The 22,787-nt window shown below is 67.6% G+C and carries 23 protein-coding genes, 1 pseudogene and 1 riboswitch; of the genes and pseudogenes, 18 read left to right on the top strand and 6 right to left on the bottom strand.

From position 1 onward, the window contains the following. From FHW78_RS00005 to FHW78_RS00080, 16 genes and pseudogenes are all read left to right on the top strand, one after another. The coding region (locus FHW78_RS00005) for a putative porin (protein ID WP_183636170.1) at positions 1 to 120 on the top strand (120 nt) is incomplete at its 5' end. A gap of 110 nt (positions 121 to 230) precedes the next feature. Continuing rightward, entirely contained in the window at positions 231 to 521 is a 291-nt protein-coding gene (locus FHW78_RS00010) for a hypothetical protein (protein ID WP_183636172.1), read from the top strand. Between the two features lie 49 nt (positions 522 to 570). Then, positions 571 to 1,326, top strand: a complete 756-nt coding sequence (locus FHW78_RS00015) for a SapC family protein (RefSeq protein WP_183636174.1) — start codon at positions 571 to 573, stop codon at positions 1,324 to 1,326. 42 nt (positions 1,327 to 1,368) lie between these two features. Then, positions 1,369 to 1,983: an OmpH family outer membrane protein gene (locus FHW78_RS00020; RefSeq protein ID WP_183636176.1), complete on the top strand. Its 615-nt coding sequence runs from the start codon at positions 1,369 to 1,371 to the stop codon at positions 1,981 to 1,983. A 62-nt stretch (positions 1,984 to 2,045) separates the two neighbouring features. After that, positions 2,046 to 2,281: riboswitch (cobalamin riboswitch) on the top strand. Between the two features lie 9 nt (positions 2,282 to 2,290). Beyond that, positions 2,291 to 4,252: a TonB-dependent vitamin B12 receptor gene (gene btuB / locus FHW78_RS00025; protein WP_183636178.1), complete on the top strand. Its 1,962-nt coding sequence runs from the start codon at positions 2,291 to 2,293 to the stop codon at positions 4,250 to 4,252. Positions 4,253 to 4,264: 12 nt separating this feature from the next. After that, on the top strand, positions 4,265 to 4,837 hold the full coding sequence (locus FHW78_RS00030) for a hypothetical protein (protein ID WP_183636180.1): 573 nt from the start codon (positions 4,265 to 4,267) through the stop codon (positions 4,835 to 4,837). 110 nt (positions 4,838 to 4,947) lie between these two features. Next, positions 4,948 to 5,472: a hypothetical protein gene (locus FHW78_RS00035; RefSeq protein ID WP_183641002.1), complete on the top strand. Its 525-nt coding sequence runs from the start codon at positions 4,948 to 4,950 to the stop codon at positions 5,470 to 5,472. After that, positions 5,469 to 6,095 (top strand): cob(I)yrinic acid a,c-diamide adenosyltransferase, encoded by a 627-nt coding sequence (gene cobO, locus FHW78_RS00040; protein WP_183636182.1) that lies wholly within the window; start codon positions 5,469 to 5,471, stop codon positions 6,093 to 6,095. Before FHW78_RS00035 ends, cobO begins: the two co-directional genes overlap by 4 nt. Before the next feature lie 3 nt (positions 6,096 to 6,098). Next, positions 6,099 to 7,397, top strand: a complete 1,299-nt coding sequence (locus tag FHW78_RS00045) for a cobyrinate a,c-diamide synthase (protein WP_183636184.1) — start codon at positions 6,099 to 6,101, stop codon at positions 7,395 to 7,397. Then, positions 7,394 to 8,320, top strand: a complete 927-nt coding sequence (cbiB, locus tag FHW78_RS00050; protein ID WP_183636186.1) for an adenosylcobinamide-phosphate synthase CbiB — start codon at positions 7,394 to 7,396, stop codon at positions 8,318 to 8,320. Before FHW78_RS00045 ends, cbiB begins: the two co-directional genes overlap by 4 nt. After that, positions 8,313 to 9,308, top strand: coding sequence for a threonine-phosphate decarboxylase CobD (cobD, locus tag FHW78_RS00055; protein ID WP_183636188.1), 996 nt, complete (start codon positions 8,313 to 8,315; stop codon positions 9,306 to 9,308). Before cbiB ends, cobD begins: the two co-directional genes overlap by 8 nt. Further along, positions 9,305 to 10,777, top strand: coding sequence for a cobyric acid synthase (locus tag FHW78_RS00060; RefSeq protein ID WP_183636189.1), 1,473 nt, complete (start codon positions 9,305 to 9,307; stop codon positions 10,775 to 10,777). The genes cobD and FHW78_RS00060 overlap by 4 nt, the downstream gene beginning before the upstream one ends. Next, positions 10,774 to 11,307, top strand: a complete 534-nt coding sequence (gene cobU, locus FHW78_RS00065; RefSeq protein ID WP_183636191.1) for a bifunctional adenosylcobinamide kinase/adenosylcobinamide-phosphate guanylyltransferase — start codon at positions 10,774 to 10,776, stop codon at positions 11,305 to 11,307. The genes FHW78_RS00060 and cobU overlap by 4 nt, the downstream gene beginning before the upstream one ends. Positions 11,308 to 11,339: 32 nt before the next feature. Next, positions 11,340 to 11,858 (top strand): annotated as a pseudogene (locus FHW78_RS00070) (histidine phosphatase family protein); the annotation flags it as partial. Positions 11,859 to 12,174: 316 nt separating this feature from the next. Then, the gene (locus FHW78_RS00075; protein WP_183636193.1) at positions 12,175 to 15,261 is read left to right on the top strand and encodes a TonB-dependent receptor; all 3,087 of its coding nucleotides are present in this window, start codon (positions 12,175 to 12,177) and stop codon (positions 15,259 to 15,261) included. 84 nt (positions 15,262 to 15,345) lie between these two features. Continuing rightward, on the top strand, positions 15,346 to 16,866 hold the full coding sequence (locus FHW78_RS00080; protein WP_183636195.1) for a tryptophan halogenase family protein: 1,521 nt from the start codon (positions 15,346 to 15,348) through the stop codon (positions 16,864 to 16,866). Between the two features lie 15 nt (positions 16,867 to 16,881). On the opposite strand, the gene FHW78_RS00085 is transcribed toward FHW78_RS00080, so the two are convergent. Then, positions 16,882 to 17,766: a LysR substrate-binding domain-containing protein gene (locus FHW78_RS00085; protein WP_183636197.1), complete on the bottom strand. Its 885-nt coding sequence runs from the start codon at positions 17,764 to 17,766 to the stop codon at positions 16,882 to 16,884. Positions 17,767 to 17,934: 168 nt separating this feature from the next. Here FHW78_RS00085 and FHW78_RS00090 point away from each other — a divergent pair, with 168 nt between their 5' ends. Beyond that, the gene (locus FHW78_RS00090; protein WP_318289350.1) at positions 17,935 to 18,552 is read left to right on the top strand and encodes an ankyrin repeat domain-containing protein; all 618 of its coding nucleotides are present in this window, start codon (positions 17,935 to 17,937) and stop codon (positions 18,550 to 18,552) included. Positions 18,553 to 18,690: 138 nt separating this feature from the next. Continuing rightward, positions 18,691 to 20,139 (top strand): amidohydrolase family protein, encoded by a 1,449-nt coding sequence (locus FHW78_RS00095; RefSeq protein WP_183636206.1) that lies wholly within the window; start codon positions 18,691 to 18,693, stop codon positions 20,137 to 20,139. Between the two features lie 42 nt (positions 20,140 to 20,181). Here the strand turns inward: FHW78_RS00095 and FHW78_RS00100 are convergent, their stop codons facing one another. The 5 genes from FHW78_RS00100 to FHW78_RS00120 form a co-directional block, all read right to left on the bottom strand. Continuing rightward, positions 20,182 to 20,883, bottom strand: a complete 702-nt coding sequence (locus tag FHW78_RS00100; RefSeq protein WP_183636208.1) for a gamma-glutamyl-gamma-aminobutyrate hydrolase family protein — start codon at positions 20,881 to 20,883, stop codon at positions 20,182 to 20,184. Further along, the gene (locus FHW78_RS00105; RefSeq protein WP_183636210.1) at positions 20,880 to 21,449 is read right to left on the bottom strand and encodes a redoxin domain-containing protein; all 570 of its coding nucleotides are present in this window, start codon (positions 21,447 to 21,449) and stop codon (positions 20,880 to 20,882) included. Before FHW78_RS00105 ends, FHW78_RS00100 begins: the two co-directional genes overlap by 4 nt. A gap of 74 nt (positions 21,450 to 21,523) precedes the next feature. Continuing rightward, the gene (locus FHW78_RS00110; protein ID WP_183636212.1) at positions 21,524 to 21,760 is read right to left on the bottom strand and encodes a thioredoxin family protein; all 237 of its coding nucleotides are present in this window, start codon (positions 21,758 to 21,760) and stop codon (positions 21,524 to 21,526) included. Positions 21,761 to 21,784: 24 nt separating this feature from the next. After that, positions 21,785 to 22,495 (bottom strand): MarR family transcriptional regulator, encoded by a 711-nt coding sequence (locus FHW78_RS00115; protein ID WP_183636214.1) that lies wholly within the window; start codon positions 22,493 to 22,495, stop codon positions 21,785 to 21,787. Positions 22,496 to 22,549: 54 nt separating this feature from the next. Then, positions 22,550 to 22,783, bottom strand: coding sequence for a cytoplasmic protein (locus FHW78_RS00120; RefSeq protein WP_183636216.1), 234 nt, complete (start codon positions 22,781 to 22,783; stop codon positions 22,550 to 22,552). Between the last annotated feature and the right edge of the window lie 4 nt (positions 22,784 to 22,787).

Consider the following 22,787-nt stretch of genomic DNA (forward strand, 5'->3'; position numbering starts at 1 on the left):
GCCTCCTACGCCTTCGACCGCAAGGTCTGGCTGACCGGCCGCTGGATGGCCGCCAAGGAAGTCAGCGGCGCCCCGCTGTCCATCGATGTCTTCCAGCTGGAGGTCAATGCCGGGTTCTGACGCCGCCCGCCGGGGCCGCTTCCGCAGCACGGAAGCGGCCGGCATCCGCACAGGCATCCGCCTTGATGGGGAGGGCATGGATCGTCTCCCCCGAACCAAGAAGTGAAAAAGTGAAAGAAGGCTTCATCTCGCTGAGAAAATTCACCGAAAAGTTCGCCGAGGTCGTACTGGTGGCGGACGGTCCCGTCCTGCTCACCCGCGGCAAGGTGCCGCTGGGTTTTTACCTGCCGATCAAGGTCTGGGGGGCGCAGCACGATTCGGACATCTGCCGGCATATGGTTGAAATGGTTTTGCGGCAATCTGGGCAGACACCGGAGGACATCGGCGAATGCATCGAGTCCTTCGTCGAGGGCAAGCAGATCCTGTACGCCATGCGCGGCCGGTTCGAGCCGCCCGGCTGAAGCAGGCATCCACCTCCGAACCCGATCACAGAAACGAATGGAAGATCCCATGACCACGCAGAACCCCGAATCCGCCACCGTCGCATCCAACGGCGCCGCCGAAGCCAATGCCTGGCCGCTGTTCTATCGCGAACCGCGCGTACTGTCCTCGGTCGAACACGCCCAGTGGCGGGTGCGCCCGACCGGCGTCGGCTTCGCCGCCGCCAGCAATTCCGTACCAGTGGTGATCGGCGAGTTCGCCGCCGCCGCGCGCAACTATCCGCTGGTGTTCGCCGGCCCGGACAACACCCCGCTGGCGGTGCTGGGCGTGGAAGCCGGACGCAACCGCTTCGTCAACGGCGACACCTGGAGCGACGGCGCGTACGTGCCGGCCTACGTGCGCCGCTATCCGTTCGTGTTCGTGCAGACCCGGGATCCGGAAGGCTACGTGCTGGCCATCGATGCCGGCTCCGACGCGGTGATCCCGTCGGGCGAGGAGGGCAATCCGCTGTTCGAGAACGGCGAGCCGAGCGAGCTGACCAGGCAGGCGCTGCAGTTCTGCGACACCTTCACCCGCGAGGACCAGGCCACCCGTACCTTTGCCGCCGCGCTGGCCGAGCAGGGGCTGCTGATCGAACGCAGCGCCAACATCGCCTTCGCGGATGGGCGCCGCAGCAGCGTCGATGGCTTCCAGGTGGTCGATGGCGAAAAATTCGCCGCGCTGCCGGACGCGGTGATCGTCGACTGGCATCGCAAGGGCTGGCTGGCGCTGGTGCACTTCCACCTGGCGTCGCTGGGCCGCTTCAACGACCTGCTGGCCCCCTGATTGAAACCCCACTTCCGTCAACCGGACGACGACAACATTCCCATGTGCAAGAATTCCTCCAACACACTCCGTTTCCTCACTCTCGCCGTGACGCTCACTGCGGCCAATGGCGTCTGCGCGCAGGCGGCTGGCGGCGCGACCGGCTCGCTCGAAGGCCCGGTCGTCGCCGGTGTCTGCTACCTCAGCCGCGAAGCGGTGTTCTCCAACGCGGCCGCCGGCAAGGACGCGGGCGTGCAGTTGCAGAAACTGGTGACCGACGCCCAGGCCGAGATCGAACGCGACAAGAGCCGCGCTGAGGCGGAACTGATCCGCGTGGGCGTGCGCGGCAACATTTCCGCTGACAAGTTCACCCCCGAGCAGAGCAAGGCGGTGCAGGAAGCGCAGGCCGTGCAGCAGCGCGCCAGCCAGCGCTCGCGCGAGATCGAGGCGACCCGCGCGTCGGTGCTGGAACGGATCTCCACCGCCGCCCAGCCGCTCATCGCCGAGGCCTACCAGCGCCACGGCTGCGGCGTGCTGCTGGATCGCGGCATGGTGCTGGCCGGCAACATGAGCCACGATCTGACCGCCGACGTGGTCAAGGCGCTGGATGCGCGGGTCAAGTCGATCCCGGTCACGCTGCAACGCGAGTCCGCGACGCCCGCACCGGGCAAGCGCTGAGCCGCGACGCGCGGCCGCTCCGGCGCACGCCACGGCGCCGGGGCCACACTGCTATCAACTGCTATACTCGCGCCGCCTGAGGTGACCGCCGGCCTGGCCGGTGGTTGAAACGGGAATCCGGTGCGCCGGATCGTGTTCGCACGATCGGCAATTCCGGAGCTGCCCCCGCAACGGTAGGCGAGACAAGGTACCGCAACAGCCACTGTGCTTGATGCATGGGAAGGCGCGGACCGGAAGCACGGATCTTTCCCGGCTTCACTCGCGAGCCCGGAGACCGGCCTTTGAGCGGCGTGACATGCGGTGGGCGATGTCATGGAGGCCGGCTCGTTCCCGGTCGCCATACCACTCTCTTTCCGCCTGTCCTTTTCCATCGCTTCCGCGCGGGCAGGCGCGGTCAAGGAGTGTGTCAGTGCATCCGCAGTCGTCGTTCCACCGCCAGATCCTGGCGGTTTCGTTGTTGCCTTCCCTTTGCTTCACCGCCCCGGCCTTCGCCGAAGCGCCGGCCACCGATCTGGATGGCGTGATCGTCACCGCGACGCGTACCGCGCGGACCCAGGATCAGACCCTGGCCGCGGTCACCGTGATCGATCGCGAGGAGATCGAGCGCCTGCAGCCGGCCTCGCTGCCGGATCTGCTGACTGGCCGCGCGGGCCTGTCGCTGGCCAACAACGGCGGTCCGGGCAAGTCCACGTCGCTGTTCCTGCGCGGCACCGAATCCGATCACGTGCTGGTGCTGGTCGACGGCATCAAGCTGGGGTCGGCCACCAGTGGCGGCGCATCGCTGCAGGACATTCCCGTCGAGCAGATCGAGCGCATCGAAATCGTGCGCGGGCCATTCTCCAGCCTGTACGGTTCCGAGGCGCTGGGCGGCGTGATCCAGATCTTCACCCGCCGGCCGCAGGGGCCGTTCCAGCCCAACTTCAGCGCCAGCATCGGCAGCGAAAGGACCCGACGCGCCTCCGCCGGCATCGGCGGGCGCAGCGGCGATGCCGAGCGGGGCGGCTGGTATGCAATCCAGGCCGCGCACCAGGACACCGACGGCATCAACGCCTATCGCGGCCGGCGCAACTTCGATCCGGATCGCGATGGCTACCGCAACGCCTCGCTGACCGTGCAGGGCGGCTATCGCTTCGACGAGCATTGGGACGCGGAACTGCGGTTGTTCCGCGCCGAAGGCCGCAACGAATACGACGGCAGCCTCAACAACGAGGCCGATACGGTCCAGCAGGTGGTTGGCGGGCGCGTGCGCTACGCGGCCAATGATCGGCTGCGCATCACCGCCAGCGCCGGCGCCAGCGCGGATCTGAGCGAGAACTTCCTCGATGGCGCGTATTCCTCCCACTTCGACACCCGCCGCAAGCTGGGTTCGCTGCAGGCCGACCTGGGGGGCGGCGCGGGCTTGTTGACCCTGGGCTACGACTGGTCCGGCGACGAGGTGGACAGCAATACCCGTTACGCGCGCGATCGCCGGATCAATCGCGGCGTGTTCGGCCAATGGCAGCAGGAATTCGGCCGGCAGTCGTTGCAGGCCAGTGCGCGTCGCGACGACGACAGCCAGTTCGGCGGCGAGACCACGGGCAGCCTGCAATGGGGTTGGGACTTCACCGAACAGCTGCGCCTGGGTGCCAGCTACGGAACCGGCTTCAAGGCGCCCACCTTCAACGAACTCTACTTCCCGGGCTACGGCAATCCGGAACTGGGTCCGGAAACCTCGCGCAGCGTCGAGCTGAGCCTGCGTGGCGATCACGGGCGTGCGCGTTGGGCGCTGCATGCCTACGAGACGCGCATCGACGACATGATCGCGTTCGATGCCTCGCTGGGAGACTCCGGCGGCCCCAACAACATTGATCGCGCCCGCATCCGCGGCATCGAGGCCGAAGGCGCGGTACGGCTGGCGGACTGGGATCTGCGCGCCAGCCTGACCCGGCTGGATCCGCGCAACGATGGCGACAATCCCAACCGCGACAACCTGCTGCCGCGACGGGCGCGAAGCAGCGCCCGCATCGATGCCGATCGCCGCTTCGGCGCGTTCAGCGTGGGCGCCAGCGCGATCGGCGTGGGCGAACGCTACGACAACCTCGCCAACACCACCCGCCTGGGCGGGTACGGGCTGGTCGACCTGCGCATGGGCTACACGCTGACGCCGGCGTGGCAATTGCAACTGGCGGCCTCCAACGTGTTCGACAAGCGCTACGAAACCGCCGCGCTCTACAACCAGCCGGGACGGACCTGGTTGTTGACTGTCCGCTACCAGCCCGCAACCCACTGACCGGAGCACAAGATGAAACCACTGTCACGGCCTTTCCATCTCGGTCTGCTCACCACCTTCGCGGTGCTGATGATCGCCACCCGTTACCATCACTTCGGCGATGTCCTGCATCTGCCGGACGCGTCGATGGCGATCTTCTTCCTGGGCGGCCTGTACCTGCGCGGACACCTGCCGTTCCTGGGCTTGCTGGGGCTGGCGGTGGGCATCGACTGGGCGGCGGTGGAACTGGCCGGCGTCAGTGATTTCTGCGTGACACCTGCCTACGCCTTCCTGCTGCCGGCCTACGCGGTGCTCTGGTACGGCGGCCGCGCCTACGCGCCGAGGATGGCGCAAGACTGGCGCGGGCTGTGCGGCGCGCTGCTGGTGGCGCTGGCCTGCGCCTCGCTGTCGTTCCTGATTTCCAACGGCGCGTTCTACTGGCTGGGCGGGCGCTACCCGAATCCGGAATGGTCGCAGTACCTGGCGCGGATCTGGCAGTGGGGACCGCTGTTCGTGCGGACCACGCTGACCTACGTGGCCAGCGCATTGCTGGTGCATGGCCTGTTGCTGGCTACCCGTCGTCGTCCCGCCTCCCTCGGCACCTGATCAGGAGAACCGCGATGTCCGCAAAGCACCTGTCCGTCACATCCGAACCCGCGCTGCCGCTGACGTCCACGCGTGCGCAGCTCCTCACCGGCATCGCCCTGGCGCTGCTGATGATCGCCACCCGCGGCCAGCACTTCGCCAGCGTGGATGCGCTGCCCAGCGCATCGTGGGCGGTGTTCTTCCTGGCCGGCGCGCTGCTGCGGCCGATGTGGACGCTGCCGGCCTTCTTCGTGCTGTCGTCGCTGCTGGACTTCGGCAGCCTCGCCAACGGCACCATCACCGACTGGTGCCTGTCGCCGGCCTACTGGGCATTGGCGTTCGCCTACGCGGCGCTATGGCTGGGCGGCCATGCGTATCGCGGGCTGCACCGGGACCACGCGGGCACGGTACCCCGCCTGGCATTGACGCTGGCGGTGACGGCGAGCGTGGCCTACCTGTTGTCCAAGGGCGGTTTCTATTTCTTCTCCGGGCGCTATCCGGAGCCGACCCTGGACGGCTTTCTCGCCCGCATTCCGCACTACTATCCGCGCGCCCTGGGCACGCTGGCCGGTTACGTGGGCGTCGCTTTCCTGGTTCGCGCATGCCTGCGCGGGCTGGCCGCACGCGCCGCCTCCCGCCAGGGCAGCCCGGCATGAGCCGCGGTTCGGAACGCCGCGGGCTCAGCGAGGAGGAGCACTATCGCGAACGCGCCCAGCGCAAGAAGGAACTGGTCGATCGCCGGGTCGCCCGCGCCACCATCGACCGCGGCGTGCTGGTGGTGAACACCGGCAATGGCAAGGGCAAGAGTTCCTCCGGTTTCGGCATGCTGGCGCGCAGCCTGGGACACGGCTTCCATTGCGGGGTCGTGCAATTCATCAAAGGCAGCTTTTCCACCGGAGAGGAGGCGTTCTTCCGTCGCTTCGACGAGGACGTCGATTATCGTGTGATGGGCGAGGGCTTCACCTGGGAAACCCAGGATCGCGAGCGCGACATCGCCGCGGCCGGCGCGGCCTGGCAAGAGGCCGCGCGGATGCTGTCGGATCCGGCCTATGATTTCGTCCTGCTCGACGAACTCAACATCGCCCTTAACAAGGATTACGTGCCGTTGGACCAGGTGCTCGCCGCGCTGGCCGCGCGACCGCCGCGCCAGCACGTGGTCGTCACCGGACGCGGCGCGCCGCAGGCACTGATCGACGCGGCCGACACGGTCACCGAGATGCGCCTGATCAAGCATGCGTTCAAGGCGGGTATCAAGGCCCAGCACGGTATTGAACTGTAGACCATGGATTCCGAAACCTTCCGCTGTCCGGCATTGCTGGTCTCCGCGCCCGCTTCGGGGCAGGGCAAGACCAGCGTGACCGCCGCGCTGGCCCGCTGGCACCATCGCCAGGGCCGTCGCGTGCGGGTGTTCAAGACCGGTCCGGACTTCCTGGATCCGATGGTGCTGGAACGCGCCAGCGGCGCGCCGGCCTACCAACTGGATCTGTGGATGACCGGCGAGGCCGACGTGCGCGCACGCCTGCACGCGGCGGCGGGCGAAGCCGACCTGATCCTGATCGAGGGCGTCATGGGTCTGTTCGACGGATCGCCCTCCAGCGCGGATCTGGCGCAGGCGCTGGGCGTTCCGGTGCTGGCGGTCATCGACGGATCGGCGATGGCGCAGACCTTCGGTGCGCTGGCGACGGGGTTGGCGCGCTATCGCGAAGGTCTGGCCGTGCATGGCGTGGCCGCCAATCGCATCGGCAGCGCCCATCACGCCGATCTGCTGCGCGGCAGCCTGCCGGCGGATCTGCACTGGCTGGGCGCGTTGCCGCGCGATGCGCAACTGGCGTTGCCGGAGCGTCACCTCGGTCTGGTGTCGGCCGGTGAACTCGGCGACATCGACGCGCGGCTGGATGCGCTGGCCGATGCCTGGGGTGTTCATGCGGCCACAACCTTGCCCCCGCCGGTGGCATTCGCGCCGGTGAATATCGAACCCGTACCGCCGTTGCTGCGTGGCCTGCGCATCGCGATCGCCCGCGACGCGGCGTTCTGCTTCCTGTATCCGGCCAATCTGGATCTGCTGCGCGCGGCGGGCGCGGACCTGCGCTTCTTCTCGCCGCTGGCGGGCGAGTGCTTGCCCGACTGCGACGCGGTCTGGCTGCCCGGCGGTTATCCGGAGCTGCATCTGGCGGTGCTTTCGCAACAGCATGAATTGCACGCAGCGCTGCGTGCGCATCGCGATGACGGCAAGCCGATGCTGGCCGAATGCGGCGGCATGCTGTTCGTCCTGGAGGCACTGACCGGCAAGGACGGCGAGCGTGCCGCGATGGCCGGACTCATGACGGGCGAAGCGGCCATGCAGCCGCGACTGGCCGCGCTGGGCCTGCAATCGGTCGAACTGCCCGAAGGCGTGCTGCGCGGACACACGTTCCACTATGCCCGCGCGGAGTTGGCCTCCGTTCCGCTCGCCGTCGCCAGCAACCCGAATGGTGGTCCCAGCCGGGAAACCGTCCATCGGGATCGCCGCCTCACCGCCAGTTTCGTCCACTTCTATTTCCCGTCGAATCCGCAGGCCGCGCTGCGGTTGTTCCTGCCATGACGCCGGTGCTGGCGATGCTGGCCGGCGTCGGCCTGGACACTTTGCTGGGCGAACCCCGCCGTTGGCATCCGCTGGTGGGATTCGGCCGCTGGGCGGACTGGCTCGAACGTCGCCTGCATCGTGATGCGCGCGGCGCGGGAGCGCTCGCGTGGAGTGTGGCGGTGCTTCCGCCGGTGGCCGTGGTCGCAGGCGTGGACGTCTGGCTGCGACAGGAATTCCCGTGGCTCGCGACCGCGTTTGCGGCGGTCATGCTGTACCTGGCCATCGGCCGGCGCAGTCTGGGCGAGCACGCGCGTGCGGTGGAGGATGCATTGGCGGCCGCCGAGCTGGACGCCGCGCGCCAGGCGGTCGGACGCATGGTCAGCCGTGACACCGGCGGACTCGATGCCTCGCAGGTGGCCGCGGCGGCCACCGAATCGGTGCTGGAGAACGGCAGCGACGCGGTGTTCGGTGCGTTGTTCTGGTTTGCCGTGCTCGGCGCGCCCGGCGTAGTGCTGTATCGGCTGGCGAACACGCTCGACGCGATGTGGGGTTATCGAACCCCGCGCCATTTGCGTTTCGGCTGGGCCGCCGCGCGGCTGGACGACCTGCTGAATCTGCTGCCCGCGCGGCTGACCGCGTTGAGCTATGCCTTGCTGGGCCGGACCACCGGCGCGCTGCGTTGCTGGCGTGCGCAGGCGGGGCAATGGAAGAGTCCCAACGCCGGGCCGGTGATGGCGGCGGGTGCGGGCGCGCTGGGAGTCCGGTTGGGCGGACCGGCGCCATATCACGGTGTCTGGCAGCAACGTCCGCCACTGGGCGAGGGCAGGGCGGCGGACCGGGCCGGCATCGCGGCGGCGCGACGATTGGTGAACCGCGGCGTGGTGCTGTGGTTGGCGATCGCGCTGATCATCGGACTCGGATGGGAGATGCTGCATGCTTGAACATGGCGGACGCCTGCTGCGCGCCACGCGGCAATACGGAATCCCGGCGTCGGACTGGCTGGACCTGTCCACCGGCGTCAGCCCGTTTCCGTGGCCGGTGCCGGAACTGCCGGCATCGGTCTGGCACCGACTGCCGGAGGATGACGATGGCCTGATCGAAACCGCGCGTGCCTACTACGGTGCGCCGGATCTGCTGCCGGTCGCCGGGTCGCAGGCGGCGATCCAGGCCTTGCCGCAGTTGCGGGTTCCCTCGCGGGTGGGCGTCATCGCCCCCGGTTACGCCGAACACGCGCATGCATGGCGGCGCGCCTGGCACGAGGTGGCGACCCTGCCTGCCGGGGAACTGCTGGCGCAGGCGCATCGCTTCGACGTGGTGGTACTGATTCATCCCAACAATCCCGGCGGCGAGCGCTTCGGCTCCGCGCAGTTGCTCGAACTGCACGCGCGCCTGGCCGCGCGTGGCGGCTGGCTGGTGGTCGACGAAGCCTTCATCGATGTCGAGCCGGACGCCAGCCTGTGCGCCGAGACCGCGCGGGAAGGCCTGATCGTGCTGCGCTCGGTCGGCAAGTTCTTCGGCATGGCCGGCGCGCGGGCGGGATTCGTCTGCGCATCGCCCCTGCTGCTGGACGCATTGCGCGAACGGCTGGGACCCTGGACGTTGAGCGGTCCCAGCCGCCATGCGCTGCGGCTGGCGCTGGCCGACAAGGCCTGGCAGGCGTCGGCGCGTCCACGCTTGCGGGCCGCCGGCGAGCGGCTTTCCGGAATCCTGCGTGCGGCCGAGCTCGAACCGGCCGGCGGTTGCGCGCTGTTCCAGTGGTGCCATCACGCCGATGCGCGCGCATTGCACGAGGCGCTGGCGCGGCGCGGCATCCTGACCCGGTTGTTCGACACGCCGGCCAGCCTGCGCTTCGGCCTGCCGGCGGATGAGGCGGGGTTCCTGCGCCTGCGCGACGCACTCGCCGGCATCCACGCGGAAGCCATCGCATGAACGCGCGCGTGCTGATGGTGCAGGGCTGCACGTCCGATGCCGGCAAGAGCACGCTGGTCACCGCGCTGTGCCGCTGGCTGCAACGCCAGGGCGTGCGGGTGGCGCCGTTCAAGCCGCAGAACATGGCACTCAACTCGGCGGTCACGATGGACGGCGGCGAAATCGGGCGCGCGCAGGCGGTACAGGCGCAGGCGTGCGGGCTGGCGCCGCATACGGATTTCAATCCCGTGCTGCTCAAGCCCGACAGCGACACCGGTGCGCAAGTCATCGTCCACGGACGCGCGGTCGCGCGCCTGGGAGCCAGCGCATATCACGACTACAAGCGGGTGGCGCTGGAAGCGGTGCTCGCCTCGCACGCGCGGCTGTGCGCCGGCTACGACGCGGTGGTGGTGGAGGGCGCCGGCAGCCCGGCGGAAATCAACCTGCGCGCCAACGACATCGCCAACATGGGGTATGCGGAAGCCGTCGATTGCCCGGTGATCCTGGTGGCCGACATCGATCGCGGCGGCGTGTTCGCGCATCTGGTCGGCACCCTCGCATTGCTTTCGGAAAGCGAACGGCGGCGGGTGAAGGGTTTCGTCATCAACCGTTTCCGCGGCGACATTTCCCTGCTCGAACCGGGATTGGCCTGGCTGGAGCGCGAAACCGGCAAGCCGGTGCTCGGCGTGCTGCCTTACCTGCAGGGCCTGCATCTGGAAGCGGAGGACGCACTGCCCGTCGCCGTCGCCGACAAGCCCGAAGCCCGCCTGCGGGTGGCGGTACCGGCATTGCCGCGCATCAGCAACCACACCGATCTGGACGCGCTGCGTGCGCATCCGCAGGTGGATTGCCGGTTCGTCGGCCCGGGGCAATCGCCGCCGCACTGCGACCTGATCATCCTGCCGGGCAGCAAGTCCACCCGCGCCGATCTTGCCTGGCTGCGCGAACAGGGATGGGAGGTGGCACTGGCCCGGCACCTGCGCTACGGCGGCAAGGTGATCGGCATCTGCGGCGGCTTCCAGATGCTGGGCCGGCGCATCCACGATCCCGAGGGCATCGAGGGCGCGCCGGGATCCAGCGCGGGGCTGGGCTGGCTGGATATCGAGACGACCCTGGAAGCCGGCAAGCAACTGCGGAACGTGCGCGGCATGCTCGCCCTGGCGGACGACGCGGCGCCTGTCAGTGGATACGAGATCCATTGCGGCGTCAGTCGCGGTGTCGCGCTGGCGTCCGCGCCGATCACGCTGGAGCAGGGACGCGCCGATGGCGCGCGTTCCGACGACGACCAGATCCTCGGCACTTACCTGCATGGCCTGTTCGATTCGCCACCGGCGCTGGCCGCGCTGTTGCGATGGGCGGGTCTGGAGCGGGCCGCCCCCGTGGACATGCAGGCACTGCGCGAGAGCGCCATCGATCGTCTGGCCGACGCGGTGGAAGCGCACCTGGACACCGCCGCGTTGCACCGGCTGCTGGGACAGGAGAACGCATGAACCATCCACGACACACGCTGATTCTGGGGGGCGCGCGATCCGGCAAGAGCGCGCTGGCCGAACGCTGGGCGCGGGCCTCCGGGCATGCGGTCACCTACATCGCCACCGCGCGCAGCGGCGATGATGAAATGGCCGCGCGCATCGCCCACCATCGCGCCCGGCGTCCGGCCGACTGGGCCTGCGTGGAAACGCCCATCGAACTCGCCGCGACCCTGGCCCGGCATGCGGCAGCGGATCGCTGCCTGCTGGTGGACTGCCTCACCCTGTGGTTGAGCAACCTGCTGATCGACGCGGAAGGCACGGGTTTCGAACGCGAGCGGAAAGCGCTGCTGGACACGCTGCCCGGCTTGCCGGGCGAGATCCTGATGGTCAGCAATGAAGTCGGATCCGGCGTGGTGCCGATGGGCGAACTGAGCCGCCGGTTCGTGGACGAGGCCGGGCGATTGCACCAGGCGCTGGCGGAGCGTTGCGGACGGGTGATGTTCGTCGCCGCGGGTCTGCCGCTGGCGCTCAAGGGAAGCCTGCCGTGAGCCTTGGCGCGGACGCGCCCGGTGTCGAGTTGATGCGGCACGGCGACACCGGCCGGATCAGCTATCGCGGACAACTCGATGATGCGCTTTCGCCGATGGGCTGGGCGCAATTGCGCGCGGCGGTCGCCGGCCGGGACTGGGATGTGATCGTGGCTTCCACGCTGCGGCGCTGCGCGGCGTTCGCGACCGAGTTGGCGGCCCGGCGCGGGTTGCCGCTGCGGCTGGATGCGCGACTGGCCGAGTACCACTTCGGCGAATGGCAGGGTGTGCCGATCGAAACACTGCAAACGACCTCTCCCGACGCGCTGCACGCGTATTGGTCGGATCCGGTGCGTTTCCCCCCGCCGGGCGCGGAGCCCTTCGCAGCGTTCCGTGAACGCCTGTCCGCCGCGCTGGACGAAATTGCCGCCGAATCACACGGACGGCGCGTCCTTGTCCTGACCCACGGTGCGGCGATTCGCCTGTTGCGGTGTCTGGTGGAGGGCCGCGATTTCGGCGAGATGGCGGGCATCCCCGTGGATCACGCCTCGCTGCATCCGTTGGCCTGGCCGCTACCGGGCGATGAAACGCCATCGTCCGGCTGGCGGCGATGGCAGGCAGGGCGGGGAGCGGGCCCAGGCTTGCTGCAAGGCAGCATGCGCCAGGCAAAACCCTGTGGTACTAATCTCGCGCCTACCCGCTTGAATCGATCCAAATAAGGAAGCGGTCACTGTTGGGGAACAACGGCGGGTAATCGAAGTGCATACGGCATTCCGGCGACGGAGTGAGTGCGCGCATTTGCAACGAGGTAAATCGCTACAGAAATTTAGATCGATATAAAAATTCCGCGTCAGCAACCGTTATTCAATCCAGGAGAGGGTGATTGAAATGAACCAGGTTCCACGCAAGCGCATCAGGAATTCACTATCCACGGCGATCGCCATCGCCCTGACCGCAACCGCGGCGCTGCCGGGCAGCGCATTCGCCCAGCAGGCGCCAGCCCAGGAGCAGGCCGACGCGCCCGCCAGCGCCACCGACCTCGACAAGGTGACCGTCACCGGTTTCCGCTACTCGATCGAGCAGAGCCTGGAACAGAAGCGCAACGCGAACGCGGTCGTCGAAGTCATCACCGCCGAAGACGTCAGCAAATTCCCCGACAAGAACGTGGCCGACGCGCTGCAGCGCGTGCCCGGCGTGATCATCACCCGCGACGGCGGCGAGGGAAAAACCGTCAGCGTGCGCGGCCTGTCCTCGGACCTCACCCTGACCCAGTTGAACGGCAACTACGTCGCCTCGTCGGAAACCAACGACGAAGCGTCGCGCTCGTTCAACTACACGCTGCTGCCGGCCAACATGCTGTCCAGCGCGGAACTGTTCAAGACCCCGGAGGCACGCATCGACGAAGGCGGCATCGGCGGCACGGTGATCCTGCATACCCGGCGCCCGCTGGATCTGGAGAGCAATTCGGGCTTCGCCACCGTCGAAGGAACCTATTCGGACACCAGCAAGACCACCGACCCACAGCTGTCGGCCATGTATTCCTGGCACAGCGACGACGACCGGTTCGGCGTGCTGGTGGGCGTGACCAAGCAGAAGCGCACAAACCGCAGCATGGAGGTCAGCACCGAGGACTACCAGTGGTACGGAGATGACTACGAAGGTTCGCCCGCGACCGATGTCAACGGGAGGCCATTCACCCAGGACGGCATTGGATACTGGTGGGGACAGTCGGGTTTTTACAACCAGACGGGCGACTACTACTCCAACTTCTTCCTGCCGACCTCGGTCAACTTCGCCGTGCGCGAGGAAGAGCGCGAGCGCGAGGGCGCGCAGCTGACCTTCCAGTTCAAGCCAACCGACAACCTGACCCTGACCGCCAACTATTTCCGCTTCGAACTCCAGGGCGATTACACCCTGAACATGCTGAAGATCCCGGAATGGAACCTGGCCCGCTATTCGGGCGACGGCAACTGGCCCGGCGGCCGCCTGCTCAATGGGCTGACCTTCGATCGCAGCGGCACCATCGTGACCGGCGCCGAGTACGAAAAGCTGCCAGGCAAGGTCTATTACTGCAGCGAGGACGAAGCAGTGGCAGCCGGCCTGGAACGCGGCGGTTGGGGACCGGATGACTGCACCATCCCGACTCCGCAGCTGACCGGCGGCTACAGCCGCGAAAAGGCGTTATCACAGACCGCGGATCTGGCGATCGAATGGGATATCGGCCCGCTGTGGAAGGCATCGTTCAAGGGCGGCCGGACCTGGTCCGAAGGCGGCCCGTCGATGAACTTCCGCATGTCGGCCAAACCGCGTCGCCAGGTCGACGGCGTGTGGCAGGCCGGCAATACCTACAGCGCCTGGGATCTGAGCGGGACGCCGACGGCGACCTTCTCGCCGAATCTGCAGGAGATGCTGATGGCGGGCGTGGCGGAAATCGACACCGGCTCGACCGATTCGTCCTGGATGGAAACCGAACTCGAGCAGAACTACTTCCAGGCCGATTTCACCAAGCTGTTCGAGGACGGCTGGCTGGATTCGATCCAGTTCGGCGCGAAGTACCGGGACGGCAAGGTGCACCGCAACACCGGCAATACCTACTGGGTCTGCCAGGGCGCCTCGCCCGACGACTATGACGCCCGCTACCAGAGCAGCGGCTGCGCCGATCCGGAAAAGGGCATCGCCCAGCCAGGCTTCTTCTACTCCAAGCCCATCGGCAACATCGCCGGCGGCTTCAATGCCAATGTCTTCCCCGGCATCAACTTCCCGGCCTACATCAACTATCTCAACAGCCGCTATGGCGGCATGCAGAACCGTCGCGAACCCGACTTCGTCTACAACGTCGGCGAGAAGATCTATTCGGGCTACTTCCAGGCCAATTTCCGCACCGAGCGCCTGCGCGGCAACATCGGCGTGCGCGTGGTGCGCACCAAGCAGAGCGCCGAATCCACGGACTCGGTGGAACGGTTCATGGACTACTTCGTGGATGGCCCGGATGGCAACCCGCTGGCGTGTCCCGCCGGCGAACCGCCCGCGGGAACCGTCTGCGAGTCGGGCTTCGTGCGCCGCGACGTGCGCGAGAAGACCTACGAACTGGCCTCGCTGGACAAGACCTACACCGACGTGCTGCCGAGCTTCAACATCGCCTATGACCTGACCGAGAACCTGGTGCTGCGCGCCGCGGCCTCCAAGGTCATTTCCCGTGCGGGCTACACCAGCATTGCCTATCCGGGCGGGCTGCAGTTCTACAGCGAGGAATACAGCAACGACCGGCGTGTCGCCGGCGGCACCACCAACCCCGGCTGGTACGGCTCGGGCAGCAACAAGGATCTGCAGCCGTTCGAGGCCACCCAGTTCGATGTCGGGCTGGAGTGGTACTACAAGCCGGGTTCGGTGCTGGGCGCAGGACTGTTCCGGAAGAACGTCAAGAACTTCACCGTCGAGGTCGTCCGCGACCAGCAACTCGTGGTGGGTGGGGAGACGGTGACCATCCAGGGATACAGCACCGATGCCAACGGCCGCGACGCGGTGTCGCAGGGCGTGGAGCTGTATGCCCAGCACACCTTCGATTCGGGATTCGGCTTCCAGGCCAACTACACGTACAACGACACCAACCTGGCTTCCATCGTTCTCGACGGCGAGAACATCGGCGAATCGCCGCTGACGGGCAGCGCCAAGAACCAGGCGAACCTGACGGTGTTCTACGAGAACGACCGGTTCCTGGCCCGTGCTTCCTACAATCGTCGCGGCGAGGTGATCGGCAACCTGGACAATGGTCTCACGGTCTACAGCGAGCCTTACGATCAGCTGGATCTGAACGCTGCGTACAACATCACCGACTACCTGACCCTCACCGGTTCGGTGCTGAATGCGACCAAGTCTGAGCAACGGCAGTATCTGGGCAACGACACCGAAGCCCGCACGTACTCCAACAACTACTCCGGGCGCATCCTGTACCTGGGCCTGACCTACAAGTTCTGAGTCGAGTTGTCCGCCCCCTCACCCTCGGGTGAGGGGGATTTTCCATGTTGGCGACAGCGCGTTCCCGGGGAGGGGAGTGCAGGAATGAACACAGACAACCGCATCCGGCGCGTGGTCGTGGTCGGCGGTGGCAGTTCCGGCTGGATGGCGGCGGCGACCCTGGCCACGTTCATCGGCAAGGGCGCGAACATCCGCCTGATTGAGTCCGAGGAGATCGGCATCATCGGAGTGGGCGAGGCCAGTGTCCCGCACATGCGCATCTTCAACGCGCATGTGCTAGGCATCAAGGAGGCCGATTTCGTCACCCATACCCAGGGCACCTTCAAGCTGGGGATCCGGTTCAACGACTGGGCACGCATCGGCGACAGCTATGTGCACGGGTTCGGCACGCTGGGGCGTTCGCTGGGACCGCTGCCATTCCACCAGTTCTGGCTCAAACTGTTCCTGGCCGGCCGCGCGCCGGCGATCGGCGCCTATTCGTTGCCGACCGTGGCCGCACCCCTGTGCCGGTTCACCAACAGTCCGGAAGGCGCTCCGGCCGGTTCTCCACTGGAGGACATCGCCTACGGCTATCACTTCGACGCCGGGCTGTATGCACGTTATTTGCGCAACCTGTCCGAGCGCAGGGGCGTGACACGCATCGAGGGCAAGGTGGTGGACGCGGTCCAGCGCGCCGAGGATGGTTTCGTCGATGCGGTCGTGATGGAAAGCGGCGAACGCATCGAAGGCGATTTGTTCATCGATTGCTCCGGGTTTCGCGGCCTGTTGATCGAACAGGTGTTGAAGACCGGCTACGAGGACTGGTCGCACTGGCTTCCCTGCAACCGGGCGATGGCGGTGACCTGCGAAGGCAGCGCGCCGCTGACGCCCTACACGCGGGCCACCGCGCGGGCGGCGGGTTGGCAGTGGCGCATCCCCTTGCAGCATCGCGTCGGCAACGGCTATGTCTATTCAAGCGAGCACCTGGGCGACGACGAGGCCGCCGCGACCCTGCTGGCGAATCTCGATGGCCGCCCGTTGATCGAACCGCGGCCACTGCGCTTCACCACCGGCCGGCGCAGGCGGTTCTGGAACCGCAACGTGGTCGCGCTGGGTCTGGCCGGCGGCTTCATGGAGCCGCTTGAATCCACCAGCATCCACCTGGTCCAGTCGGGCCTGCAGCGCTTGCTGGGGCTGTTCCCGGATCGCACGTTCGATCCCTTGCTGATCGAACGCTTCAACCGGGACTCGATTTTCGAGTACGAGCGAATCCGCGATTTCCTGATCCTCCACTACAACGCCACCGAGCGCGACGACAGCCCGTTCTGGGATTACTGCCGGACGATGCCGATCCCGGACAGCCTGCGCGAAACGGTCGACCTGTTCCGCTTGGACGGACGCTACTTCCGCAACGGCGAGGATTTCTTCGCGTTGCCGAGCTGGGTGCAGGTGATGCTGGGCCAGCGTGTCGTGCCGCGCGGCTACCACCCGATCGTGGACGAGATGCCCGAGGAGGAACTGGCGGGATTCGTCGAACGGGTGCGTCGGACACTGGCGACATGCGTGGACACGATGCCGTCCCACCAGGACTACATCGACCGTTACTGCAAGGCGCAGATGAACTGAGCCGCGGGCCGCTGCCTAGCCGCGTGGCCGCGCCTCCACCAGCCGCCCCAGTTCGGTCGCCAGCACCTGTACCAGCGCGTCCGCGCTGGGCCGGTGGAACAGGGCGACTTCGTAGCTGTCCACCGGTGGCAGGCCGTGGCGCCGATCGAGTACACGATGCTGGCGGGTGATGGCGCGACGCGGCAGCAGGCTGATGCCCATGCCTTCGGCGACCGCGTCCTGGATGCTGGCCAGCGATGAACTGGAAAAGGCGATGCGCCAGCGCCGCCCGGCGGCTTCGATGGCGCTGATCATCTCTTCCCGGTACAGGCCACGCATGGGAAAGGTCACCAGCGGCACCGGATCCTGTCGAAGGCAGGGACGCTGCGGACTGTCGATCCAGTGCAACGGCTCGGGCCAGCACCGGACCGCCTCGCGGGTATTGCGGCGTTGCTTGACCAGGGCCAGATCGAGCTCGCCCCGGTCATAGGCCTGGGTGAGATCGCGGCTCAGTCCGGTGGTGACTTCCAGCTTCACCTGCGGATGGCGGCGGTTGAACGCGGCCAGCATGCGGGTGGCGCGGGTGCCGGCGAAATCGTCCGGCACCCCCAGCCGGATGGTCACCGCCACGGTGACGCCGGCGAGGCTGTCGAACAACTGGTCGTTGACGTTGAGCATGTGCCGGGCGTGGCCGAGCAGCACGTGTCCGGCCTCGGTGGGCTGGACGTCGCGGGTGCCGCGGGTCAGCAGGCGGTGGCCGGTCAGCTCCTCCAGCCGGCGCACTTTCTGGCTGATGGTCGACTGGGTGGAATGCAGGTGGGTGGCGGCGGTGGTGAAGCTGCCGCAGTCGGCCACCATCAGCAGCGCCCGCAGCAGATCCAGCTCGATCAGCGGCCTATTCGTTTTCTGGATTCCGGCCATTCGAATATTTAATTTCCCGATGGAGCATGCGCGTTCTAGCATCGGTCGCAGGTCCGGGCAAGCGTGCCCGGCAAGCCATGCCGCGGATTTCGCCGGGAGTTGCCGATGCCATCGTTGTTCCGCCTGGGTGCGGTCGTCCTGACCGCCACGTTGCTGCTGTTGGCGGCGATGGCCAGCGTGAAGGGAGGAGAGTTGGAAAACCGTTTGTGGAAGGCCGCCAGCGCCGGCGATGCGCGCGGTGTCGATACCCTGATCCGGCAAGGCGCCGCGGTGGACGCCCGCGATGGCGAGGGACGCACCGCGTTGTTGCTTGCCACCCACGCGAACCAGATCGAAGCCGCGCGGGTGCTGATCCAGGCCGGCGCCGACGTCAATGCCAAGGACGCCATCCAGGACAGCCCCTACCTCTATGCCGGCGCGCGCGGGCATCTGGAAATCCTGCGGATGACCCTGGCCCACGGCGCGGATCTGCTCAGCACCAACCGCTACGGTGGAACCGCGCTGATTCCGGCCGCCGAACGCGGTCACGTGGAGACGGTGAAGACCTTGATCGAGGCCGGCGTGGATGTTGACCACGTCAACCGGCTCGGCTGGACCGCGCTGCTGGAGGCGATCATCCTCGGCCAGGGCGGCCCGCGGCACGTGCGCATCGTGGAGGCGTTGATCGCGGCGGACGCCGACGTGAATCTTGCCGACGGTGAAGGCGTCACCCCGCTGCAGCACGCGCGTCGTCGCCAGCAGCACGGCATCGTCGATCTTCTCGTGCGGGCCGGCGCGCGCGGATAGCAGGCCGGCCGGGTGGTCCGGCCTGTCGTTTTTCCTCCCGGCATCGGTTGGCTGCGCGCATCTCCTGGCGCGCAGCCAACCCTTTCGATTCACGCGCGCCCGGCAACGGCGCGCAGTCACCGCGAACCTGGACACCCCATGCTCAAGTCACTGCTTTCCGCACTCTCGCTGGCGCTGGCATTCTCGACGCCGGCCATCGCCGCCGAGCGCGCCGACGTCATCATCCGCCACGCCGCCGTCATCGACGTTGCCGGTGCGCGCGTGCTGCCCGGGCAGGCGGTGGTGCTGCGCGGGGAGGACATCGTCGCGGTAGGACCGGACGCGGAGATCGCTGCCCGCTGGCAGGCCGGGCGCAGCATCGAAGGCCGCGGGCGGTTCCTGATTCCGGGCCTGTGGGACATGCATGTGCATTTCGGCGGCGGTCCGGCACTGATCGAGGAGAACAAGGCGCTGCTGCCGCTGTACATCGCCCACGGCATCACCAGCATCCGCGATGCTTCCGGGGATCTGCCGGTGCAGGTGCTGGAATGGCGCGAGGCGATCCGCAGCGGGAAACTGGCGGGGCCGCAGCTGTTCACCTCCGGGGCCAAGATCGAGGGCATCCGGCCGGTCTGGAAGGGCACACTGGAAGTCGGCGACGAGGCCGGCGTGGACGCGGCGCTGGAACGGCTGCGGCGCGATCGGGTCGATTTCGTCAAGATCACCGACAGCACCCTGACGCCGCCGCTGTTCCTGTACGCGCTCTCCCGCGCACGCGAAGCCGGCTTGCGCACGTCCGGCCACATTCCGATGGCATTGACCGTCGCGCAGGCGGTGGATGCGGGCATCCGTTCGCTGGAGCACATCGACTATGCGTACAAGGCAGGAGTGAAGGGCGAGGCCGCGATTGCGGCCGATTTCGCCGCTGGCCAAATCGATCGCGCCGAGGCCAACCGGCGCCTGCGGGAGGGATTCGATCGCCAGACGGCGTTGGCCGCCTACCGCAATCTGGCCGCCAAGGACGTATTCGTCACGCCCACCCTCAACGGCGGCCGGATCATCGATTTCCTGGATGTCGACGATCACCTGGATGACGACTACCTGGCCTACATCGGCCCGGGCCTGCGGGCGACCTACGCGTGGCGGGTGGAACGCGCGGCCAAGGCGACGCCAGAGCAGATCGCCGCGCGTCACGCGCACTACCGCCAACTGGCGGCGGTGCTGCCGCTGCTGCAGGAAGCCGGCGTCACGATCATGGCCGGTACCGATGCGGGATTCCTCAATTCGTACAACTATCCCGGCATCGGCCTGCACGACGAACTGTCGCTGTACGTCAAGGAAGGGCTGACGCCGGCACAGGCGCTTGCGTCCGCCACCCGTGCCGGCCCGGCCTGGTTCGGCCGGCTGGACCGCTACGGTGCGATCGAAGCAGGCAAGGCGGCCGATCTGGTGCTGCTCGACGTCAACCCGCTGGAAGACATCCGTGCGACGCGCGCGATCCACGCGGTGGTGCTGCGTGGTGCCGTCCACGAACGCGCCGATCTGGATCGCATGCTGGACCAAGCCAGGCGCCAGGTGGCCGCCTGGAACGCGCAGCGCGCACCCTGAACCTCAGGGCGGCCGGGCACTGACCGCGCCCGGCCACCCCGCTCACGCGGGCAGGCCGTCCAGCCATTCGCCGAACACCTGCCGGCTCCGCACGCGCATGGTTTCGTCGTGCTGGCCGGCGAGCTCGAGCATCGCGGCCGCATCCACGCCGCTGTCGCGCACTTCGCCGGCATGGCCTTCGGTCCATTCGCGCAGGCGATGCAGTTCCGCTTCCGGATGGAACTGCAGGCCGAGGATGCGGGTTCCGATCCGGAATGCCTGGACCGCGCAGGCGTCGGTTTCCGCCAGCCGCTCGGCCTGTGGCGGCAGGGTGATGGCTTCGCCGTGCCAGTGGAGTACCGGTTGCCCGGCCGGCAGGTGCCGCAGCGGCGACCGCAGGCCCGCCGGGGTAAGCCTGATCGGCGCCAGGCCGATCTCGCGTGCCGGCATCGGTGCGACCGTGCCGCCCAGCGCCAGCGCGATGATCTGCGCACCCAGGCAGATGCCGAGCAGGGGAATACCGCGCTCGGCGATAATCGATGCCAGTCGCAATTCGTCGGCGATGGCCGGGTCATGACGATGATCGTTGGCGCTCATCGGTCCGCCCAGGATGATCAGCAGGTCCACGTGCAGCGGATCGATCGACCACACTTCGTCGCCCGGTGGCCGGTAGGTGGTGACGCGGTAACCGCGTTCTTGCAGCAGCGGCGCCAGGTGCCCGGCGTCCTCGAATTCCACGTGCTGGATGACGATCGCGTTCTTCATTCGGCTTTCCGCGCGTTGTCATCGATGGCGCAGCCTTCGTCGGTACAGCCGGCGCTGGCGGGAGCCTCCGCATCGTCCATCGGGATGGTCCTGGGCTCGCCCAGCAGGCCGCCGATCTGCGCGCCCAGCACCAGGTCGCTGACCTGGCCGAAATGCTGCATGCGGACCCGGCCGAGGCGATCGATCAGGGTGAGGGTCGGCGTGCCCTGCATGGCGTAGGCGCGCATGGTCTGCGGAATCGGACCGCGCGGGGCGGGCCGGTCCACGCCGACCGGGAAGGGGATGCGGTATTCGTGCAGGAAAGCCTGCAATGCCTCGTGCGTCATCACCTCGCGATGCTCGAACACCGTGTGCAGTCCGATCACGGCGACCTGATCGCGTGGAAAGCCGGTGTGGACGCGCAGCGCCTGCGGCAGGCCGTGCGAAACGCAGCCGGGGCAGAGCATCTGGAAGGCTTCGAGCACGATCACCTTGCCCCGCAGGGATTCCAGGCTCGGCGGCGTGGGCGTGTTGAACCAGCGTTCCACCTGCCAGGCGGGCGCGGGGGGATGGTAGGTGTTGTCCATATGGCTTGGGGCGCCCGCACCGTTGCGATGCGGGCGCCGCTCTCCTGTCAGTGGGGGCGAACGGTTTTTCCGGCTCAGCGCAGATCGGCCAGCGCGGCGCCGAAGTTGACGTGCAGTGGCAGGCCGCCCAGCACCAGCGCGGGCACGGATTTCACCCCGGCCGCTTCGGCTTCGCCGAGACGGGACTTCTGTTCGCCCAGATGGACGATTTCAACATCGAACCGCGAGGGATCCAGCGCGGTGGCGAGCTGCTGCTCGGCATCGACGCAGACCGGGCAACCGGCGTGATAGAAAATGGCTTTCTGGCGCATACTTGCATCTCCTCTTGCTGCTCTTCACAGGGTCGTTGGGGGAACCGGGCGGCGATCGATGGCAGTCGATCGCCGCCCACTCGTTTCCGCCTGGGGCGGAAGGGGAAGCCGGAACCGTTCGCGGTTCGCGGCCAGAAGTTCGTCTTCGGCGGGCGATTGCTCGCCGCAATCGATCCGCAGTTCGGCGTCGCCGAACGGGGCGCCGATGAAGGCGCAGAAATGCGGTTTCGCCGCATCGTCGCTGGCGAAGGGACGGAAGAACCGGCAGCCCAGGCAGGTCCGCAGGCCGGTGGCCAGTCCCTGCTGCTGTGCCTGTGCGATCAGCAACTGGCTCACCCGCAGCAGCGCGCCCACGTCGTCGGATTCCAGGCCCTGCAACAGGGCGGCCAGGCCATGGGCGGGATGCTTCAACCGGTTCGCCTGCGTGCGTCCGGCCGCGCTCAGGCGGACGATGCTGGCGCGGCGGTCCTCCGTGTCGGCGCGGCGGCGGATCCAGCCCTTGGCTTCCATCGCCTTGAGCGAATCACTGAGGCTGGCCGGCGATACGCTCAGGCGCTCGGCGATCTGGCGCGCGCGCAGCCCGTCGGGCGCAGCGGCCAGCATCCGCAATACCTGCGCCTGGGTCGGCGGCAGGGCGGCGCCCGCATCACTGCGCCAGGCCTGCGCGCGCACCAGCGAGGCGAGTTGCTCGAGGCCCGCGGCCGCCTGTTCACGCTGGTGGGAAGGATCGGACATGGCAATATGGTAGGAGTCCTAACTATATCGTTCAATGACCGTTCGTCGGCGCGCTCACAGCGAGGCCGGTTGGAACAGCGGCTCCCGGCTCAATACCCGCAGCCCTTCGGGCCCGCTTTCCAGCAGGCGGCGCTCGTCATGCGCCACCAGCAACTCCAACTGGAAACCGTCCTCGGGGCGCAGCAGCGCGGCGATGCGGTGAATCGCCTGCAGCGCTTCGGCGCCCTCGGCATCGAAATGACCCAGGTGGCGGTCCTGCTGCTGGACGAGAAGGCGATAGCTAGACATGGTG

It is taken from the genome of Pseudoxanthomonas sp. OG2, from assembly GCF_014192765.1.
Lineage (GTDB): Bacteria > Pseudomonadota > Gammaproteobacteria > Xanthomonadales > Xanthomonadaceae > Pseudoxanthomonas_A > Pseudoxanthomonas_A beigongshangi.

What these genes read in the sequence shown, in the direction of transcription:
- cobU (WP_183636191.1), top strand. Translation starts at nt 10,774, where the DNA reads ATGAACCATCCACGACACACGCTGATTCTGGGGGGCGCGCGATCCGGC.
- cobO (WP_183636182.1), top strand. Translation starts at nt 5,469, where the DNA reads ATGAGCCGCGGTTCGGAACGCCGCGGGCTCAGCGAGGAGGAGCACTAT.
- FHW78_RS00060 (WP_183636189.1), top strand. Translation starts at nt 9,305, where the DNA reads ATGAACGCGCGCGTGCTGATGGTGCAGGGCTGCACGTCCGATGCCGGC.
- FHW78_RS00015 (WP_183636174.1), top strand. Translation starts at nt 571, where the DNA reads ATGACCACGCAGAACCCCGAATCCGCCACCGTCGCATCCAACGGCGCC.
- cobD (WP_183636188.1), top strand. Translation starts at nt 8,313, where the DNA reads ATGCTTGAACATGGCGGACGCCTGCTGCGCGCCACGCGGCAATACGGA.
- FHW78_RS00120 (WP_183636216.1), bottom strand. Translation starts at nt 22,783, where the DNA reads ATGTCTAGCTATCGCCTTCTCGTCCAGCAGCAGGACCGCCACCTGGGT.
- FHW78_RS00115 (WP_183636214.1), bottom strand. Translation starts at nt 22,495, where the DNA reads ATGTCCGATCCTTCCCACCAGCGTGAACAGGCGGCCGCGGGCCTCGAG.
- cbiB (WP_183636186.1), top strand. Translation starts at nt 7,394, where the DNA reads ATGACGCCGGTGCTGGCGATGCTGGCCGGCGTCGGCCTGGACACTTTG.
- FHW78_RS00080 (WP_183636195.1), top strand. Translation starts at nt 15,346, where the DNA reads ATGAACACAGACAACCGCATCCGGCGCGTGGTCGTGGTCGGCGGTGGC.
- FHW78_RS00020 (WP_183636176.1), top strand. Translation starts at nt 1,369, where the DNA reads ATGTGCAAGAATTCCTCCAACACACTCCGTTTCCTCACTCTCGCCGTG.
- FHW78_RS00085 (WP_183636197.1), bottom strand. Translation starts at nt 17,766, where the DNA reads ATGGCCGGAATCCAGAAAACGAATAGGCCGCTGATCGAGCTGGATCTG.
- FHW78_RS00075 (WP_183636193.1), top strand. Translation starts at nt 12,175, where the DNA reads ATGAACCAGGTTCCACGCAAGCGCATCAGGAATTCACTATCCACGGCG.
- FHW78_RS00110 (WP_183636212.1), bottom strand. Translation starts at nt 21,760, where the DNA reads ATGCGCCAGAAAGCCATTTTCTATCACGCCGGTTGCCCGGTCTGCGTC.
- FHW78_RS00030 (WP_183636180.1), top strand. Translation starts at nt 4,265, where the DNA reads ATGAAACCACTGTCACGGCCTTTCCATCTCGGTCTGCTCACCACCTTC.
- FHW78_RS00100 (WP_183636208.1), bottom strand. Translation starts at nt 20,883, where the DNA reads ATGAAGAACGCGATCGTCATCCAGCACGTGGAATTCGAGGACGCCGGG.
- FHW78_RS00090 (WP_318289350.1), top strand. Translation starts at nt 17,935, where the DNA reads ATGGCCAGCGTGAAGGGAGGAGAGTTGGAAAACCGTTTGTGGAAGGCC.
- FHW78_RS00105 (WP_183636210.1), bottom strand. Translation starts at nt 21,449, where the DNA reads ATGGACAACACCTACCATCCCCCCGCGCCCGCCTGGCAGGTGGAACGC.
- FHW78_RS00035 (WP_183641002.1), top strand. Translation starts at nt 4,948, where the DNA reads ATGATCGCCACCCGCGGCCAGCACTTCGCCAGCGTGGATGCGCTGCCC.
- FHW78_RS00045 (WP_183636184.1), top strand. Translation starts at nt 6,099, where the DNA reads ATGGATTCCGAAACCTTCCGCTGTCCGGCATTGCTGGTCTCCGCGCCC.
- FHW78_RS00095 (WP_183636206.1), top strand. Translation starts at nt 18,691, where the DNA reads ATGCTCAAGTCACTGCTTTCCGCACTCTCGCTGGCGCTGGCATTCTCG.
- btuB (WP_183636178.1), top strand. Translation starts at nt 2,291, where the DNA reads ATGTCATGGAGGCCGGCTCGTTCCCGGTCGCCATACCACTCTCTTTCC.